This window comes from Actinocorallia sp. A-T 12471 (genome assembly GCF_033875155.1).
In the GTDB taxonomy this organism is placed as follows: Bacteria; Actinomycetota; Actinomycetes; order Streptosporangiales; family Streptosporangiaceae; genus Actinocorallia.
On the sequence record NZ_JAWZTE010000002.1, the window covers coordinates 324,929 to 341,657 of the forward strand.

Annotated in this window: 11 protein-coding genes; 9 read left to right on the plus strand and 2 right to left on the minus strand. The window is 72.9% G+C overall.

Annotated elements, in window-relative coordinates; all coding sequences use genetic code 11:
* Window positions 1–153 precede the first annotated feature (153 nt).
* The 5 genes from R9X44_RS06525 (at window position 154) to R9X44_RS06545 (ending at window position 8,519) form a co-directional block, all read left to right on the plus strand.
* Window positions 154–1,689: an SWIM zinc finger family protein gene (locus tag R9X44_RS06525; protein ID WP_319813067.1), complete on the plus strand. Its 1,536-nt coding sequence runs from the start codon at window positions 154–156 to the stop codon at window positions 1,687–1,689.
* Window positions 1,686–3,215 carry a DUF5691 domain-containing protein gene (locus R9X44_RS06530; RefSeq protein ID WP_319813068.1) on the plus strand — a complete coding sequence of 510 codons (1,530 nt, stop codon included), beginning with the start codon at window positions 1,686–1,688 and terminating at the stop codon, window positions 3,213–3,215. Before R9X44_RS06525 ends, R9X44_RS06530 begins: the two co-directional genes overlap by 4 nt.
* A gap of 214 nt (window positions 3,216–3,429) precedes the next feature.
* Window positions 3,430–4,512, plus strand: a complete 1,083-nt coding sequence (locus tag R9X44_RS06535; RefSeq protein WP_319813069.1) for an AAA family ATPase — start codon at window positions 3,430–3,432, stop codon at window positions 4,510–4,512.
* A 46-nt stretch (window positions 4,513–4,558) separates the two neighbouring features.
* Window positions 4,559–7,354: a DUF5682 family protein gene (locus R9X44_RS06540; RefSeq protein ID WP_319813070.1), complete on the plus strand. Its 2,796-nt coding sequence runs from the start codon at window positions 4,559–4,561 to the stop codon at window positions 7,352–7,354.
* A gap of 43 nt (window positions 7,355–7,397) precedes the next feature.
* Window positions 7,398–8,519: a VWA domain-containing protein gene (locus R9X44_RS06545; protein WP_319813071.1), complete on the plus strand. Its 1,122-nt coding sequence runs from the start codon at window positions 7,398–7,400 to the stop codon at window positions 8,517–8,519.
* Between the two features lie 5 nt (window positions 8,520–8,524).
* Here the strand turns inward: R9X44_RS06545 and R9X44_RS06550 are convergent, their stop codons facing one another.
* Window positions 8,525–9,547 (minus strand): alpha/beta hydrolase family protein, encoded by a 1,023-nt coding sequence (locus R9X44_RS06550; protein ID WP_319813072.1) that lies wholly within the window; start codon window positions 9,545–9,547, stop codon window positions 8,525–8,527.
* Between the two features lie 158 nt (window positions 9,548–9,705).
* Here R9X44_RS06550 and R9X44_RS06555 point away from each other — a divergent pair, with 158 nt between their 5' ends.
* The 4 genes from R9X44_RS06555 (at window position 9,706) to R9X44_RS06570 (ending at window position 13,359) form a co-directional block, all read left to right on the plus strand.
* A complete protein-coding gene (locus tag R9X44_RS06555) occupies window positions 9,706–10,653 on the plus strand; it encodes a diacylglycerol/lipid kinase family protein (RefSeq protein WP_319813073.1) in 948 nt (315 codons plus the stop codon).
* 50 nt (window positions 10,654–10,703) lie between these two features.
* Window positions 10,704–12,179: an NAD(P)/FAD-dependent oxidoreductase gene (locus R9X44_RS06560; protein ID WP_319813074.1), complete on the plus strand. Its 1,476-nt coding sequence runs from the start codon at window positions 10,704–10,706 to the stop codon at window positions 12,177–12,179.
* Window positions 12,180–12,183: 4 nt separating this feature from the next.
* Window positions 12,184–12,942: an SDR family oxidoreductase gene (locus R9X44_RS06565; protein ID WP_319813075.1), complete on the plus strand. Its 759-nt coding sequence runs from the start codon at window positions 12,184–12,186 to the stop codon at window positions 12,940–12,942.
* 99 nt (window positions 12,943–13,041) lie between these two features.
* Entirely contained in the window at window positions 13,042–13,359 is a 318-nt protein-coding gene (locus R9X44_RS06570; protein WP_319813076.1) for a co-chaperone GroES, read from the plus strand.
* Between the two features lie 59 nt (window positions 13,360–13,418).
* On the opposite strand, the gene R9X44_RS06575 is transcribed toward R9X44_RS06570, so the two are convergent.
* Window positions 13,419–16,592 (minus strand): fibronectin type III domain-containing protein, encoded by a 3,174-nt coding sequence (locus tag R9X44_RS06575; protein WP_319813077.1) that lies wholly within the window; start codon window positions 16,590–16,592, stop codon window positions 13,419–13,421.
* Between the last annotated feature and the right edge of the window lie 137 nt (window positions 16,593–16,729).

Consider the following 16,729-nt stretch of genomic DNA (forward strand, 5'->3'; position numbering starts at 1 on the left):
CACTGTGGCGCACTTCGCGAAATCGTGTCGGCCCGGCCTGTGGACAACCCGATTCTGTCGGTGGCGGACGCTAGATTCGACAATGTGATCGAATGAAAGCTGGTCGGTCCGGCGCGGAACGCGCGGGTCGGCCGAGTGGAGGGAGGTGCGGTCGTGGACGAGCGGTCGGCGGGTCGGGAGCACGATGAGGGAGTCCGGTGGGGCCGGGAGCAGGTGTTGGCGCTCGCGCCGGACGCCGCCTCGCGCAAGGCCGCGGGCCTTGTGGCGGGGCGTTCTGAGTGGACGTCGTCGGGCGCGGATTCCGCGCTGGTCTGGGCGGAGGGCAGATACGCCACCGCCGTCGAGCTCGCGGGTCCGGCCTTCCGGTGCTCGTGCCCGAGCCGCAAGATCCCCTGCAAGCACACGCTCGGCCTGCTGCTGCGCTGGAGCGGGGGCGAGGTCCCGGCCTCCGGCGTGGCCGAGCGTCCGGCCTGGGCCGCCGAGTGGCTCGCCGCGCGTCAGGAACGCGCGAGCGCGCGAGCCGCCGCCCGGTCCGTCGAGGAGGCGGAGCCGTCCGGGCCCAGTGCGGCGGCGCTCCGCCGTGCCGAGCGGGTGGAGGACGGCGTCACCGAGTTCGGCCGGTGGCTGCGCGACCAGGTGTCCCGTGGGCTCGCCGGGGCCGAACGCGCGCCCTACTCCCTGTGGGACGACGCGGCGCGGCGGCTGGTCGACGCGCAGGCCGGCGCGCTGGCGTCCCGGGTGAAGGAGCTCGCCGCACTCCCGCGCGGCGGCGAACGCTGGCCGGAGCGCCTGCTCGAGGAGTACGGGCTGCTGCATCTCCTGGTCCGCGCGTACGCCAAAGGTACGGCCCTCTCCGGAGGGCTGCGCGAGACAGTACGCACAAGGATCGGCTTCGCCACCCCGCACGAGGAAGTCCTCGCGGGACCGCACGTGCGGGACACATGGCAGGTGCTCGGCCTTCGCGAGGTGTCCGCGGAGGGTCTCACCACCCGCCGTACCTGGCTGCGCGGTCAGACGACGGGCACACCCGCGCTGCTGCTCGCCTTCGCCCCACCCGGACGCCCCCTCGACCCCGCGCTCCCGCCGGGAACCGAGGTCGACGCCTCACTCGCGTTCCATCCGGCGGCGCAGCCACTGCGCGCGCTCGTGGTCGAGCAGCACGCCGCGCCTAGGCCGTCGCCTCCGCGAGGAGGGTCGGTGATGGCGCTGCTTGAGGAGTACGCGGCGGCGCTATCCCGTGACCCGTGGCTCGACCACTGGCCCGCCTGTCTCGCCGAAGTGCGCCTCGCCCACACCGACCCCCTCCAGGTGGTCGACGCCGCAGGCCACGCCCTGCCGCTGCGCGCCGCCGACCCATGGCATCTGCTCGCCCTGTCCGGCGGCTCGCCCTTCACGCTCACCGCCGAGTGGACGCCGACCGGCCTCGTCCCGCTCACCGCACACCACCCGGAGGAGGGCCTTGTCGCCCTGTCCTTAAGCCGGAGAACGCCTGTCCCCTCGTCCCTGAGAGCGTCGGCCGCCCTGACGGCGATCGGCCCCCCGCAACGTCACGAAAGGTCTCTCGCCATGGCCAGCGTTCCGTCCCATCACCGGGTTCCATGCCGCCGGACGCCCACGCGCCGGGTGCCGGGTTCGTCCCGATCGCGGTGGGTGTCGTCGCGAATGCGTGCGGAAGGAGGTCGGCGGTGAACGCCGGGAAGGAGCCGGAAGGGCTCGACGCGGTCCGATGGCCGGAGGTGTGGCAGGAGCATGTGGCGACCGCGCTGCTGGGGACGCGGCGGCGCGGCGTGCCTGAGCTCGCCGAGGCCGAACTGGCCGAGGACGACCCGGCGGCGCGGCTGCTCGACCAGGCCGGCCTGCTCGCGGTCGGCAGGCGCGCGGGCTTCAAGCCGGGAAGCGCCGAGGCCGTCGCGCCCGCACCCGCCGAGGACGCGCCGCCGGTGCCGGAGGCGGCGCGCGACATGCTGGGGACGCTGCTGGAAGGCGAACGGGTGCGGCTGCTGCCCGAGTGGCTGACCGCCGTCGCCGAGCTCGGGTACCGGGTGCCCGCGCGCTATCTGCCAGAACTCCTCGACCGGGGAAGGGCGGACCGCGCGATACGGCCGTTGATCGCGCGCGCGGCGGGGCGGCGCGGCGCGTGGCTCGCGCTGCGCAACACCGACTGGGCGTATCTGCTCACCGAGTCCGAGGCGGCCGCCGAACCCGTCGCCGACTGGGCGCACGGCAACCGAGGGCAGCGGGTCGCCGCGCTCACCGGGGCGCGCAGGGCCGACCCCGCCGAGGCGCGGGACCTGCTGCTGCGCACCTGGCCGCGCGAGTCCGCGCCCGACCGCGCGGCCTTCCTCGCCACGTTCGCGCACGGGCTTTCGCCGGACGACGAGGAGTTCCTGGAAAGCGCGCTCGACGATCGGGGCAAGGACGTCAGGCGGCGGGCCGCCGACCTGCTGTCGCTGCTGCCTGGCACCGCCTACGCGCGGCGGATGGCCGAGCGGGCGCGCTCGCTCGTCCGGCTGTCGGGCACGCCCGCGCGCAGGCACCTGACGGTCACCCTGCCCGCCGAGCACGACGACGCGATGGCGCGCGACGGCATCCCGTTCCACCCGGCGGGGTCGTTCGACCCGGCGGCGGCGCGCACCGGGGTCAGGGCGGCGTGGCTGCGCGAGATCCTCGCGCGCGCCCCGCTCGACACCTGGCCCGCCCACCTGGGGCTGAGCGCCGCGCAGGCCGTCGCGCTGCCGGTCGCCGACGACTTCGCGCGCGACGTCCACCTCGGCTGGTGCCGGGCGGCACAGCGGGAAGGCTCGGCCGAGTGGGCGCGCGCCCTGCTGCGGGAAGGGTTCATCATCGACGAGGCCGAGTCGCCCACCGGTCTGCTCGCGCTCCTCCCGGAGGACGACCGCGCCGTCGAGGCCGCCGCGCTGCTGTCGGCGGCCGAGGACCACGCGCACCGCCTGCGGCTGCTGTCCCATATCCCCGCCCCCTGGGCCGGCCCGCTCACCGAGGCGGTCCTCACCGCCCTGTCCGACGCGCTCACCGACCCCGACGCCCCCCGCGTCGTGTCCCAGCTGTGCCGCCTTGCCGACGAACGCCTCGCCCCGGACGCGGCCCCCCGCGTCCACGCGCTCGCCGCCGCGCACCCGACCTGGCCCCTCGCCGAACTCGCCGACACCCTGGCCTACCGCCGCCACATGCTCCGCGACCTCACCCCGCCATGACCCCGCCCGCACACCCCGAAAGCCCTGGCCAGTTGGCCGGGCGGGCCGGTCTGCCTGGTCGGCCCGCCTTGAGAAGGGTCGCGTCTGCCTCGGTGGGTGAAGTGGCCGGGCTGGCCGGGCGGCCTGGTCGGCGGAGGGCGGGGGAATGTCAGAGGGGTGTGGTGGGGTGGGGGTGTGGGGTGATCTTGCGAAGGTTCCGGAGAAGGAGGGTGTTGTGGCTGAGGTTCTGCGGGCGCATGCGGAGCAGGAGTACGCGGCGGAGCTGGCGAGGTTGGGCGAGGTGGACGGGCGGGTGAGGCCGCCCGGGTGGCGGCTGTCGCCCTGGGCGGTCACCGAGTACCTGATGGGCGGCGAGCTGGAAGACGGGACGGTGATCACGCCGAAGTACGTGGGGCCGCGCAGGCTCATGGAGGTCGCCGTCGCCACGTTGGCGACCGACCGGGCGCTGCTGCTGCTCGGGGTGCCGGGGACGGCGAAGACATGGGTGTCGGAGCATCTGGCGGCCGCGATCAGCGGCGACTCGACGCTGCTGGTGCAGGGCACGGCGGGCACCGCGGAGGAGGCTGTGCGTTACGGCTGGAACTACGCGCGGCTGCTCGCCGAGGGGCCGTCGGCCGACGCGCTGGTGGAGAGCCCGGTGATGCGGGCGATGCGGCTCGGGTCGGTCGCCAGGATCGAGGAGCTGACCCGCATCCCCTCCGACGTGCAGGACGCGCTCATCACGATCCTGTCGGAGAAGACGCTGCCGGTGCCCGAGCTGAACACCGAGGTGCAGGCGCGGCGCGGCTTCACCGTCATCGCGACAGCCAACGACCGGGACAGGGGCGTCAACGAGCTGTCCAGCGCGTTGCGGCGCAGGTTCAACACCGTGGTGCTGCCGGTGCCCGCGTCGGCCGAGGAGGAGGTCGAGATCGTGGCCCGACGGGTCGCGCAGCTCGGCAGCTCCCTCGAGCTGCCGGACGCCGCGAGCGGCATCGCCGAGATCCGCAGGGTCGTGACGGTCTTCCGCGAGCTGCGGTCCGGCCTCACCGAGGACGGCCGCACCAAGGTCAAGACGCCCAGCGGCACGCTCAGCACCGCCGAGGCGATCTCGGTCATCACGGGCGGGATGGCGCTCGCGACGCACTTCGGCGACGGCGAGCTGCGCGCGTCCGACGTGGCCGCGGGCGTCCGGAGCGCGGTGGTGCAGGACGCGGTCTCCGACCGGGTCGTGTGGCAGGAGTACGTCGAGACCGTCGTGCGCGAGCGACCAGAGTGGGCCGACTTCTACCGGGCGTGCCGCGAGGTACACGCCTGACACCGCCCCCCTTTGCCCCTCCCCTCCGCTTCCCCCGGGAGTCACCATGTCCGTCGAGGTCTACGGCGTCCGCCACCACGGCCCTGGCTCGGCCCGCGCGCTTGACGAGGCGCTCGCCGCCCAGCGTCCCGACATCGTGCTGATCGAGGGCCCGCCCGAGGCCGACGCGCTCATCCCGCTCGCCGCCGACCCCGGCATGGTCCCGCCGGTCGCGCTGCTCGCCTACACCGCCGACGCGGCCGCCCCGACCCGCGCGGCCTTCTGGCCCTTCGCGGCGTTCAGCCCCGAGTGGCGCGCCCTGCGCCACGCCGTCACCAGCGGCGTCCCCGCGAGGTTCATCGACCTCCCCGCCGCCCACACCCTCGCCGAGCAGGCCGAAGACGACGAGCCCAGCGAGAGCCCCCGGCACGAGCGCCCCTCGGCCCAGCACCCCCGGGACGACACGCAAGAACCCTCTTCGGAGGAAGCTGCCGAAACGCAGGGACGCGGCTCCGCGCGGCAGGCCCGGGAGACCGCGAACGAGACGGCCGAGAGGCCCAGGCAGGGCGCGGCGCAGCAGACCTCGGAGGGCGCGGCGGAGGAGGCTGCCTGGACGCTGGAGGGTTACGCGGCGGAGCGGGACTCGGAGGGCCCGGAAGGGGACGCGGCGAGGAACGCCGCGCCGAAGCCGGAGGCGGGCGCGGTGTGGCAGGGCTCGGGCGAGGCGGCGGAGGAAGAGAAGGAGCGGGAGGGCTTGGAAGGGGACGCGGCGAGGGACGCCGCACAGAAGCGGGAGCAGGGCGCGGCACGGCAGGGCTCGGACGAGGCTGAGGGGGCGGCGCGGCAGGCCCTGGAAGGGGAGGCGCGGGAGGGCTCGGGAGAGGCGGAGGAGCGGCAGGTCCTGGAGGGGGCGGAGCGGGAGGGCTTGGGAGAGGCTGAGGGGGCGGGGGCGCGGGAGGGCTTGGAAGGGGAGGGCTTGGAGGAGGGGGTTGGGTGGTGGGGGCGGGTGAGGAGGGATCCGTTGGGGGTGTTGGCGGAGGTGGCGGGGTATGCGGACGCGGAGCGGTGGTGGGACGACGTGATCGAGTTGCGGGGAGGGGCGGATCGGTTCGCTGCGGTGGCCGAGGCCATGGCGGTGTTGCGGGAGGGGGACGAGGGTGCGCCGAGTGTGCGGGAGGAGCGCAGGGAGGCCGCGATGCGGCAGGGGATTCGCAAGGCGTTGAAGGAGGGGTATTCCAACGTCGCGGTGGTGTGCGGGGCCTGGCATGTGCCCGCCTTGAGCGATGCGGGGCGGGCGCGGGTGACCGTCGCGAAGGATACGGCCGCGCTGCGGGGGGTGCCGAAGGTGAAGGTCGCGGTGACGTGGGTGCCGTGGACGCACGGGAGGCTCACCAGGGACTCCGGTTACGGGGCTGGGGTCTCCTCGCCGGGCTGGTACGGGCATCTGTTCGAGGCCGAGGACCGGCCGGTCGAGCGGTGGCTGACGGAGGCGGCGCGGGTGCTGCGCGACGAGGGGCTGCCGGTTTCGTCAGGGCATGTGATCGAGGCGGTGCGGCTCGCCGAGGCGCTCGCCGCGCTGCGCGGCCGTCCGCTGCCGGGGCTCGAGGAGCTGACGGAGGCGGTCCGCGCGGTGCTGTGCGAGGGCGCGGAGCTTCCGGTGACGCTGGTCGAGCGGCGTCTCGTCGTCGGGGAACGGCTCGGAAGGGTGCCGCCGGAGACGCCGATGGTGCCGCTCCAGCGCGATCTTGAGGCGGCCAGGCGGAGGCTGCGGCTCAAGGCGTCGGCGGACAAGAAGGAGCACGTCTTCGACCTGCGCAACGAGACGGATCTGGCGCGCAGCAGGCTGCTGCACCGGCTGCGGCTGCTCGACGTCGGCTGGGGCGAGCCCGCGGGGGTCGAGCGCGGCAAGGGCACGTTCAAGGAGACCTGGACGCTGCTGTGGCGGCCCGAGTTCGGCGTCCGGCTGATCGAGGCGGGCGGGTGGGGCACGACGGTCGTGGGGGCGGCGAACGCACGCGTCACCGCCCAGGTGTCGCCGCCCGAGACGCCCGAACTGCCGGAGTTGACGGCGCTCGCGGAACGCTGCCTGCTCGCCGACCTCTCCGCCGCCCTCCCCCGCGTCATGCGCGCCCTGGCCGACCGCGCGGCCGCCGACCGCGACGCCGCCAACCTCATGGCCGCGCTGCCGCCGCTCGTGCGCTCGCTGCGCTACGGCGACGTCCGCGGCACCGCCACGGGCCCGCTCCGCGCGGTCGTCGACGGCCTCGTCGTCAGGTTCTGCGTGGGCCTGCCCGCCGCGCTGTCCGCCCTTGACGACGACGCGGCGCGCGAGGCGCTCGGCCTGGTCGGCACGGTCCACGAGAGCCTGGCGCTCCTTGACGACCCGGCGCACACCGAACGCTGGCTCGCCGCCCTCGAGTCGCTGTCCGAAGCCCCAACCCTGCACGGGGTGCTCGCGGGCCGTCTCACCCGGCTGCTCATGGACGCCGGAAGGATCACCGACCTCGCCGACCGCATGTCGCGCGCGGTCTCGGCGGCCGCCCCGCCCGACCGCGCCGCGGCCTGGGTGGAGGGCTTCCTTTCCGACGGCGCGCTTGTGCTCCTGCACGACGAGGACCTTCTCGCGCTGCTCGACTCCTGGCTCGCCGCCCTGTCCCCCGCCGCGTTCGACGCCGCCCTGCCATTGCTGCGGCGTACGTTCGCGCGCTTCGCCTCTCCGGAGCGTCGTGCGCTCGCCACCGCGGTCCGGCGTCCTGCCGCGGCGCGCGGCGCGCGGACGGGCCCGGAGATCGACGTCGCGCGGGCCGCCCCCGCCGTCGCGACGGTGCTGGCGTTCCTCGACGTCCGTACGCCCTCGCCATGAACCGCCGCCTACGACCCCGGCCTGACGAGCAGAAGGAGGAGACATGAACGAGGCCGAAGAGAGGCTGCGCAGGTGGCGGCTGGTCCTTGGCCCGGAGGCCGCCGACGGCGTCGGCGTGACGCCCGAGGGAAGGGACCGCCGGATAGACGAGTCCCTTGAGGCGCTGTACGGCGGCGGGGAAGGACGCAGGGGCGGTCTCGGGGCCTCCGCGCCGAACGTCGCGCGCTGGCTCGGCGACATCCGCGAGTACTTCCCTGCCCCGGTCGTGCAGGTGATGCAGCGCGACGCGATCGAGCGGCTCGACCTGACCCGGCTGCTGCTCGAACCCGAACTCCTCGACGCCGTCGAGCCCGACGTGCGGCTGGTCGGCACGCTGCTGTCGCTGGCGAAGGTGCTCCCGGAGAAGGCGCGCGAGTCGGCGCGCGCCGTCGTGCGCAAGGTCGTCGCCGATCTTGAGGCGCGGCTGGCCGACCGCACCCGCGCCGCGGTGCGCGGCGCGCTCGACCGGGCGGCCCGCGCGTCGCGGCCGCGCCCGTCCGACATCGACTGGGACCGGACGATCCGGGCGAACCTCCGGCACTATCTGCCGGAGCGCCGCACGGTCGTGCCGGAGCGCCTTGTCGGACATGGCAGGAAAAGCCGGGCGGTGGAGCGCGAGGTGATCCTGTGCCTCGACCAGAGCGGGTCGATGGCGTCGTCGGTGGTGTACGCCGGGCTGTTCGGCGCGGTGCTCGCCTCGCTGCCCACGCTGAAGACCTCGGTCGTGGCGTTCGACACCGCGGTCGTCGACCTCACCGAGCGGCTGCACGATCCCGTCGACGTGCTGTTCGGCACGAGGCTCGGCGGCGGCACGGACATCAACCGCGCCCTCGCCTACTGCCAGGGCCTTGTCTCGCGCCCTGAGCGGACGGTGCTCGTGCTGGTCAGCGATCTGTTCGAGGGCGGCGACCGCGGCCAGATGCTGGCCAGGGCCGCCGCGCTCGTCCGCTCGGGGGTGCAGGTGATCGCGTTGCTCGCGCTGTCCGACGACGGCGCGCCCGCCCACGACCACGCCACCGCCGAGGCGCTGGCCGCCCTGGAGATCCCCGCGTTCGCCTGTACCCCCGACGCGTTCCCCGAGCTCCTCGCGGCGGCCCTTCAGCGGCTGCCGCTGCCGGTCCCATGACCGGCTCAGGCGGCGCGCGCCCCGCTTTCCGGCGGCGGGACCAGCGCCTCGCGCAGGACGGGCAGCGCCCGCGCGAACTCCCGCGACCAGTACGGCCAGCTGTGCGTGCCGGGATGGAACCGGGTCGTCGCCGGCACCCCGAGCTGCTGGAGCTTCGCCGCGTACAGCGTGTTGACGGTGTGCACGAGGGTTTCGACGGGATCGGGACCGGTGTGCGGAAGCGGGTCGAGCGGCCCGGGCATCCCGGTGCCGCACGCCAGGTACAGCCGCACGCCGGTGAGCTGGGTGACGAGGTCGTAGGGGTTGTGCCGCTTCCACAGGGCGCGCTGCTCGACCGGATCGCCCCACACGTGGGACCAGTCGACGCGGGCCACGGCCGCGCTCAGCTCCATGAGGTCGGGCCCGTCGAGGGAGGAGGACGAGTGATGGAGGGTGTCCACCGGGGCGCTGAAGGCCGCGACGGCACGGAACGTTCCACGATGGCGGGCGGCGTAGGCGAGCGCGCCTCGCCCGCCCTGCGAGCAGCCCGCCACAGCGCGCGCAGGGCCCGCGCGGTAGCCGCGTTCCAGGATCTGGACGAGTTCGGTGAGGTGGAAGGTCTCCCAGCGCGCGCCGCCCCTGCGCGGCCGGAGCGGGTCGGTGTAGGCCGCGCACGCGCCGCCCTCGGGCAGCACGACGATGAAGCCGTCATGCTCGGTGCGCGACATGACGTCGGTGTGGGTGGTCCAGCTCGTGTGGTCGCCGCCCGGGCCGTGCAGGAGCCACAGCGCGGGCCAGGAGCGTTTGGCGTCGCGCGCCCACCCGGGCGGCAGCAGGAGCCGGACGCGCCGGTCCTCGCCGAGGGCGGGTGAGCGGACGGTGAGATCGAGCACCCGGCCCTGCCTGCGTTCGCCGACGACCCGGGCGCCGTCGTCAGCCGAGGGCACCCTGGCCCGCGCGGGGCCGCCGGGTGCGATGGTCGCGACGTTCCGGAGAACCGCCGAGACCAGGGAGTAGGTTCCGATGACAGACCAAGCAGCCCTCCGCATAGCCGCCTCACAGTGAGATTCTTGTTCTGGTAATCACTTTCTGCCCTGTGAAAAGGGAGTTCGCACCTGTCCACAAAGATTTATAAGATGAAGGTCATCGGGGCGGGCGTCATGAGCATGTGATGGTGTAACGCGAGAACGAGCGACGGGGTGCCGTGATGCGCAGCAAGGCCGAACTCGGCGCGTCGATCCGCGGGGGCGGCAGGGCGGTCCTCGTCGTCAACTCCCGGTCGCGCCGTGGCCGCCGTGAGTACGCCGAGGCGCTGCGGCTGCTGATCGCCGCGCGGATCGGGTTCGTCGGGCTGTACCCGGTCACCGATCCCGAGCGGCTGCCGGAGATCTTCGCCGAGGCGCTGGAGCTCGACCCCGATCTTGTGGTCGTCGGCGGCGGCGACGGCACGCTCAAGGAGGCGGTCAGGCATCTCGCGCACCGCGACATCGCGCTGGGGCTGCTGCCGCTCGGCACCACCAACAACTTCGCGCGCGGCCTGCAGCTCCCGTTGCGGCTGTCGGGGGCGGTCGAGGTGATAGCGCGCGGCAAGGTCGCCGACGTCGACCTCGCCGAGATCGTCCGGGACGACGACTCCGAGCCGGAGATCTTCGCGAACATGCTCAGCATGGGCCTTTCGGTGAAGGTCGCCGAGAACGTGCCGCACCTGCTCAAACGGTATGTCGGCCGCGCCGCGTACCCGCTCACCGCGATCGCCCGCCTCGCGCGCGACCGCGCGTTCACCGCGACCCTCACGGTCGACGGCGAGGTGCACACGCTGAAGACCCACCAGCTCAACATCGCCAACGGCTCGCACCACAGCGGCAGGCCGATCGCGCGCGACGCGAGCCCGGACGACAGGCTGCTCGCGGTCTATCCGCTCGGCGGCGCGGGCCGGGTCAAGCTGCTGTCGGCCACCGCCCGGCACGTGCTGACGGGTGCGTTCCGCACGATCACCGAGCCGCCGTTCGTCACCGCAGGGAAGGTCGGGATCGTCACCGATCCGCCGATGGCCGCCGACGTGGACGGCGAGCTCCACCCCGGCACGCCGATGACGGTCACGCTGCTGCCGAACGCGTTGCGCGTCATGGTGAAGCAGGATTTTCCCGACACCTGACAGGACAAGGGACCCTGGACTGTCGTCACGGGCGGGGTCAGGATGCGGGCATGGAACACGTGCGGGTCGCCATCATAGGGGCGGGTTTCGGCGGAATCGGGCTTGCCATCCGGCTGCGACAGGCGGGCATCGGACCCGTCCTGGTCCTGGAGAAGGCCGACGAGATCGGCGGCACATGGCGGGACAACACCTACCCCGGGGCGGCATGTGATGTGCCGTCGCATTTGTACTCGTTTTCCTTCGAGCGGAAGGCCGACTGGACCCGTCGCTACAGCGGGCAGGCGGAAATCCTCGACTACCTCCGGCATTGTGCGGACAAATACGGCATCAAACCACGACTCAACACCGAGGTACACGAAGCCGTCTACCAGGACGGGCGGTGGCTGCTGACGACGTCGTCGGGGACGGTCCGCGCCGACGTCCTCGTCTCGGCGACCGGACAGCTCAACCGTCCGCTGGTGCCCGACCTTCCGGGGCTTGAGACGTTCGCGGGCAAGGCGTTCCACTCGGCGCGCTGGGACCACGATCACGACCTCACCGGCCGGCGCGTCGCCGTCATCGGGACGGGGGCGAGCGCCATCCAGTTCGTCCCGCACGTCGCGCGGGAGGCCGCCGAACTGACCGTCTACCAGCGGTCCGCGCCGTGGATCATCACCAAAGCCGACAGGGCGTACACGGCACGGCAGCACGGTCTTTTCGCCGCGCTGCCCGCCACCCAGGACCTCAGCCGCGCGCTGATCTACGCGCTTCTCGAGTCGCGCGCCCTCGGCTTCGTGACCTGGCCCAAGCTGCTGAAGATCATGGAACGCACCTCGCTGCGACGGCTGCGCGCCGAGGTCGCCGACCCCGAGCTGCGCCGCAAGCTCACCCCCGACTACGCGCTCGGTTGCAAGCGCATCCTCCTGTCCGACGACTACTACCCGGCGATCCAGCGGCCCAACGTCGAGCTCGTCACCGACGCCGTCAAGGAGGTCAGGCCCGAGGGGATCGTCAGCTCCGACGGCAAGCTCAGGCCCGCCGACACCCTCATCCTCGGCACGGGATTCCGCGCGACCGAGTTCCTCGCGCCCATGCGCGTGACCGGGCGCGACGGCGTCACCCTCGACGACGTCTGGCACGGCGGCGCGCACGCCCACCTGGGCGTCACCGTCCACGGGTTCCCGAACCTCTACCTGCTCTACGGCCCCAACACCAGCCTCGGCCACAACAGCATCGTCTACATGCTGGAAAGCCAGTTCGCGTACATCCTTGGTTGTGTGCGGTCCGGACGCGTCCTCGAGGTGCGCGCCGAGGCGCACAGCAGGTTCGCGGCGTCGATGCGCGAGCTGTCGAAGCGGTCGGTGTGGACGTCGGGCTGCCGCAGCTGGTACCTCACCGAGGACGGCGCAAACACCGTCAACTGGCCCGGCTACACCTTCGCCTACCGCAGGGCCACCCGGCGGCCCGACCCCGCCGACTTCCGCGTCCTGCCCGCGCCCCGCGCCGACGCGGTGCCCGACGCCCAGGGAGCGAAAGACCTAGGGTGAGGACATGCCTACCGCACTCATCACCGGCGCGACAGCCGGCATCGGCGCGGCCTTCGCGCGGCGTCTCGCCCGCGACGGGCTCGACCTCGTCCTCGTCGCCCGCGACTCCGACAGGCTCGCCGCCTCCGCCGCGGAACTCCACGACAGGTTCGGCGTCAAGACCGAGGTCGTCCAGGCCGACCTCGCCACCGACGAAGGGATCGAGCGGGTCGAGAAACGCCTGCGCGACGGCGTCGACCTGCTCGTCAACAACGCGGGCTTCGGCAACCAGGGCACGTTCCTGAAGGTCCCCGTCGAGGACGAGCTGCGCATGCTGAAGGTGCACTGCGAGGCCGTACTGCGACTCACCTACGCGGCCCTTCCGGGGATGCGTGAGCGCGGCAAGGGCGGGATCATCAACGTCGCCTCCGTCGCCGCGTTCCTTACGCGCGGAACCTACGGCGCGTCCAAGGCATGGGTCGTCAGCTTCACCGAGGCCCTCGCCCAGGAGATCACCGAGCCGAACGTGCACGCCGTCGCCCTGTGCCCCGGCCTGGTCCGCACCGAGTTCCACGAACGCGCCAAGATGGATGTCTCCGGCGTTCCGGACGTTCTGTGGCTCGACGCCGACGCCGTCGTGGACGCCGCCCTGACCGACCTGCGCAAGGGCCGTGCCGTCAGCGTCCCTGACCCGAGGTACAAGGCGATCGTGGGGTTCGCGAAGTTCGTCCCGAAGGGCCTCGCCGGGAAGCTCTCCTCGAAGACCGCGCGCCGCTACGACTGACGTGATCGGCGGGCCGCGCGACGGTCGCGGCCCGCCGTCCGTCCCTCCCGGAAAGTCAGGACAAGCCACGGCAGCCGCCCGGCTCGATAGAATTCCCCCGTGCCCGACCCGAAGTTCGAAGTGCAGATGCTGCACGACCGCGTCATGATCAAGGCCGACAAGGAGTCGGAGCGGACCAGCAGCAGCGGCATCGTCATCCCCGCCACCGCCGACTCCTCCAACCTCCTGGCCTGGGGCGAGGTCTGCGGCGCGGGCCCGCACGTCCGCACCGTCAAGCCCGGCGACCGAGTCCTCTTCCACCCAGAAGACCAACTCGAAGTAGACATCCAGGGCACCCGCTACCTCATCATGCGCGAACGCGACCTCCACGCCGTAGCCTCCGAACGCGTAGAACACGGCACCGGCCTCTACCTCTGACCCCGTTCGCGGCGAAGGCCCGGCGGAGGTGATCCGCCGGGCCGCTCGTCCGGTGGGCGTCACATGGTGTTGTCCTCCGGCGCGCCCGTGATCGTCGCGTTGGCGGAGGCGTCGCTGGCGTCGACCGCGTCGCCGTCCTTCAGGACCGACAGCACCGGCGTGCTCGACGAGGCGACCGAGAACAGACCGGACGGCGCCGGAAGGGTGAAGACGTAGTCGACGGTGATCGTCTCCTCAGTCTCGGCCTCGGCGGGCCCCACGTGGTCGGGGTCGATGTACGAGGCGTCGGTGTAGGTGTCCGTCGTGCGGGTGGTGAGGACCGCGCGGACGGTGACCCGGTTCGTCGCCGCGTCATAGCTGACCAGCGCCTCCTCGACTGTCGGGGTGTCGCTCTCCCGCTCGATCCCCGCCACCGCGAGTCCCGCCTTCTCCGCGAGGAGCGAGTCACCCGTGACCGCCAAGGCCGCTGAGAACAGCGTGCCCTGTGAACTCGCGGTCAGCGCCGACGCGACCGAGGCGAAGGTGCCGTCGACGAGCCCGAGCTGGGCGTCGCCGAACTGGCGTACGGCGTCGACGAACCCCTGCGCGCCGCCGGGTGTCGCCGCGGTCGTGACGTTCGCCGCGGTGGCCAGCCACGGACCGGGGCCCGCGGCGTTCGTGGCGCGCACCCGGACGCCGTAGGACTGGCCGTTGGCCAGGCCGCCCACGATCACCGAGGTGTCCATGGTGGTCGCCGTCTTCACGACGCCGCCTGTGGAGTTCAGGACCTCGACCTGGAACGACTCGGCGTCGAGGTTCCCGTCGACCTCCCAGCTCGCCAGGAGACCGCCGTCGCCCGGCCGCGCGCTCACCGCGGAGACCTGGCCGGGTGCTTCGGCGGCGAGGTAACCGACGGTGAGAGACAGGCCGGTGAAGGAAACAGTGCCGGTGCCCGGGGAGCGCAGGAGCAGGCCGGGATCGGCCGCGCGGCTACGGTCCGACATGACGTTGTCGAAGATGAGCGTCGGCGCGTTCGCCGGGACTTGAGCGAGCGCGTCCTCGAACGCCGCGCCCGCGACCAGGGAGCCTGTCGCCGGCCCGGTCAGCGGCTCGATCTGGTGCGCGGTGATCTGGCGGCTCGCGGCACAGTCGCCCGAGCAGCCGCTGAGCGTGAGAGTCGCTGACTCGATCTCCGCCCCCGCCGGCACCTCCGAGAGGTCGACGCGCAGCCGCGTGACGGTCTCGCCGTCTCCGGAGCCGCCGAGCTGGACGCCGGGCGTGGGCGTCAGGGCGCAGGGCGCGCCGGCGCAGGCGGCGGCCCCGGTCTGCGCGGTGTCCAGCGTGATCTTGTTCCCGGTGACGGTGAGGGCGGTGAGCGCCGGCGCGGGGGGAGCCTCTCCCCACGTCAGCGGCTGGGGCGCGGTGCGCGGCGCGCAGCTGAACTCGGCGCACGCCTCGATCTGCCACGTGTAGGGGTCGCCGGGCTCGATCAGGTCGGCGGGCACCCGCAGCGAGACGCGCTGACCGCCGTCCACGGTCCCCTCCCCGAGCGGGGACGGCCCCACGGGGTCGCCATCGGCGTCGAACAGGTAGAACCTGCCGGTGGTGGGCCGTTCCGAGGCCCTGGACACGACGCCGGACAGGACGGGGCCGGCCTCGTCGCCCGCCTCGGTGAGCAGGTCGGTCGGGGTCTGCGGGGCGTCGACACCGAACCAGTGCCACGAGGTCCAGGCGGAGGACGCGCCGGACACGTCGGTGGCCCTGGCCCGGAAGACGTACGCTCCCGGGCTGGTCAGGACGTTCGCCGGGACTGTCCAGGCCCCGGCCGACCCGTGCGCGACGCCGTTGGCGGTCCCGACGGAGATCGGGTTCGTGCTGCCCTGGGGAGCCACCTGGAAGTCGTAGTTCAGCGGCGCGCCTTCGGGGTCGACGGACGCCGCCGACAGGGTGGGCGTCGTGGAGGACAGGGTGCTCTCGTCCGACAGCGGGCCGAGGGTGAGCTCGGGCGTGGAGGGCGCTTTGCCGGTGTAGGCGGCAACGTCGAGCCAGATCTTCACCGCGGCGGTTCCGTCGTTGCGGATGTCGACGGCTCCCGAGGCGCTCAGCTGGGTGAGGGCGTGCGCGGTGGTCGAGCGGTCGGAGAAGTAGCCGAGTGTGTGGTTGCCCTGCCAGGCCGCGCCCGACGGGTAGGCGCGCAGCGTGCCCGACCCGGTGCCCTTGGCGGTGAGCCAGTAGGAGGCCGCGCGGACGGCCGGGCTGTTCGGGATGCCGCCCTGGCCGCGCAGGGCCACCGTGTGGACGCCGCCCGCGGGGATGCTGATCTCGTTGAGCAGCCGGTTCTGGGCGACCGAGGTGATGACGCCGCGGGCGGGGTCTGAGCCGCTGTCGGTGAAGTATCCCGCGACGTCGACGGACACCGCGGTGCTGCCGAAGCCGACGTTGGTGATGGCGATCTTGCCCGCCGCGTTCGGCTTGGCGAGGACGAGGTTCTGGCTGTAGGTCGCGGGCTGGTACTCGAGCGCCGCGTCGACCGGGACGATCTCCCCCGCCGTGTAGACGCGCAGGGTGCCGGTGTCGGCGGCGCTCAGGGTGGAGACGGCGAGGGCCACGGCGGTGACGCCACTCGCGGGGATTCCGGCCACGCCGTTCACGGTGACTTCGTGCGCGCCATACGGCCCGAGGTTCTGGGCGTTCAGAACACGGCCGGGTGGCAGCGGCACGAACGTACTCGCCGGACCGCTCGCGTTGCCCGTAAGGGTGTAACCCTGTACGTCGACGTACAGGTTGACGGCCTGGGCGCTGGTATTGGCGACCACGATCGCTCCGTCAGCGCCGACCTTGACGATGCCCGAGGTGCCGCCGAAGACGTTCGGGTTGTACGACATCGCGGTCGTCCCCGGCGCGGTCCCGCCCGACGGGTATGCCTTCAACGAGCCGAAGTTGAACCACGAACCCTTCGCGCTGAGCACCACGAAGACCGAGGCCACGCCGGACGCGGGAACGCCCGCGACGCCCGCCACGGGCACCGTCGTGGAGCCGTTGGCCGCCACCTGGACGTTGTTGGCCACCCGCCCCCGCATCGGGAAGAACTGGCCGGGCTCCGCCGTGGCGGCGGCCTGCGCGCGGGGCGTCGGGATCACCAGCGCGGCGACCGCGAGCAGGGCCGCCACGCCCGCCGCGAGCAGCGCATGCCCGATGCGCAGGCCGGCGAGGCTTGGTCGGCCGGAGATCAGGCCGGCACGGCTGTGCTGCACGAAATACCTCGTTTTCCGTGGGCCGAAATTGCCCGTCGACAACGGATAAACCGGAAATAAATTCCGGAACAACTTGCGGCATGCGGCGACCTTCGCACAAGATCCAAAGCCATGGAAAAAGATGTGATGATCATCAC

What these genes read in the sequence shown, in the direction of transcription:
- R9X44_RS06565 (WP_319813075.1), top strand. Translation starts at nt 12,184, where the DNA reads ATGCCTACCGCACTCATCACCGGCGCGACAGCCGGCATCGGCGCGGCC.
- R9X44_RS06540 (WP_319813070.1), top strand. Translation starts at nt 4,559, where the DNA reads ATGTCCGTCGAGGTCTACGGCGTCCGCCACCACGGCCCTGGCTCGGCC.
- R9X44_RS06560 (WP_319813074.1), top strand. Translation starts at nt 10,704, where the DNA reads ATGGAACACGTGCGGGTCGCCATCATAGGGGCGGGTTTCGGCGGAATC.
- R9X44_RS06555 (WP_319813073.1), top strand. Translation starts at nt 9,706, where the DNA reads ATGCGCAGCAAGGCCGAACTCGGCGCGTCGATCCGCGGGGGCGGCAGG.
- R9X44_RS06545 (WP_319813071.1), top strand. Translation starts at nt 7,398, where the DNA reads ATGAACGAGGCCGAAGAGAGGCTGCGCAGGTGGCGGCTGGTCCTTGGC.
- R9X44_RS06550 (WP_319813072.1), bottom strand. Translation starts at nt 9,547, where the DNA reads ATGCGGAGGGCTGCTTGGTCTGTCATCGGAACCTACTCCCTGGTCTCG.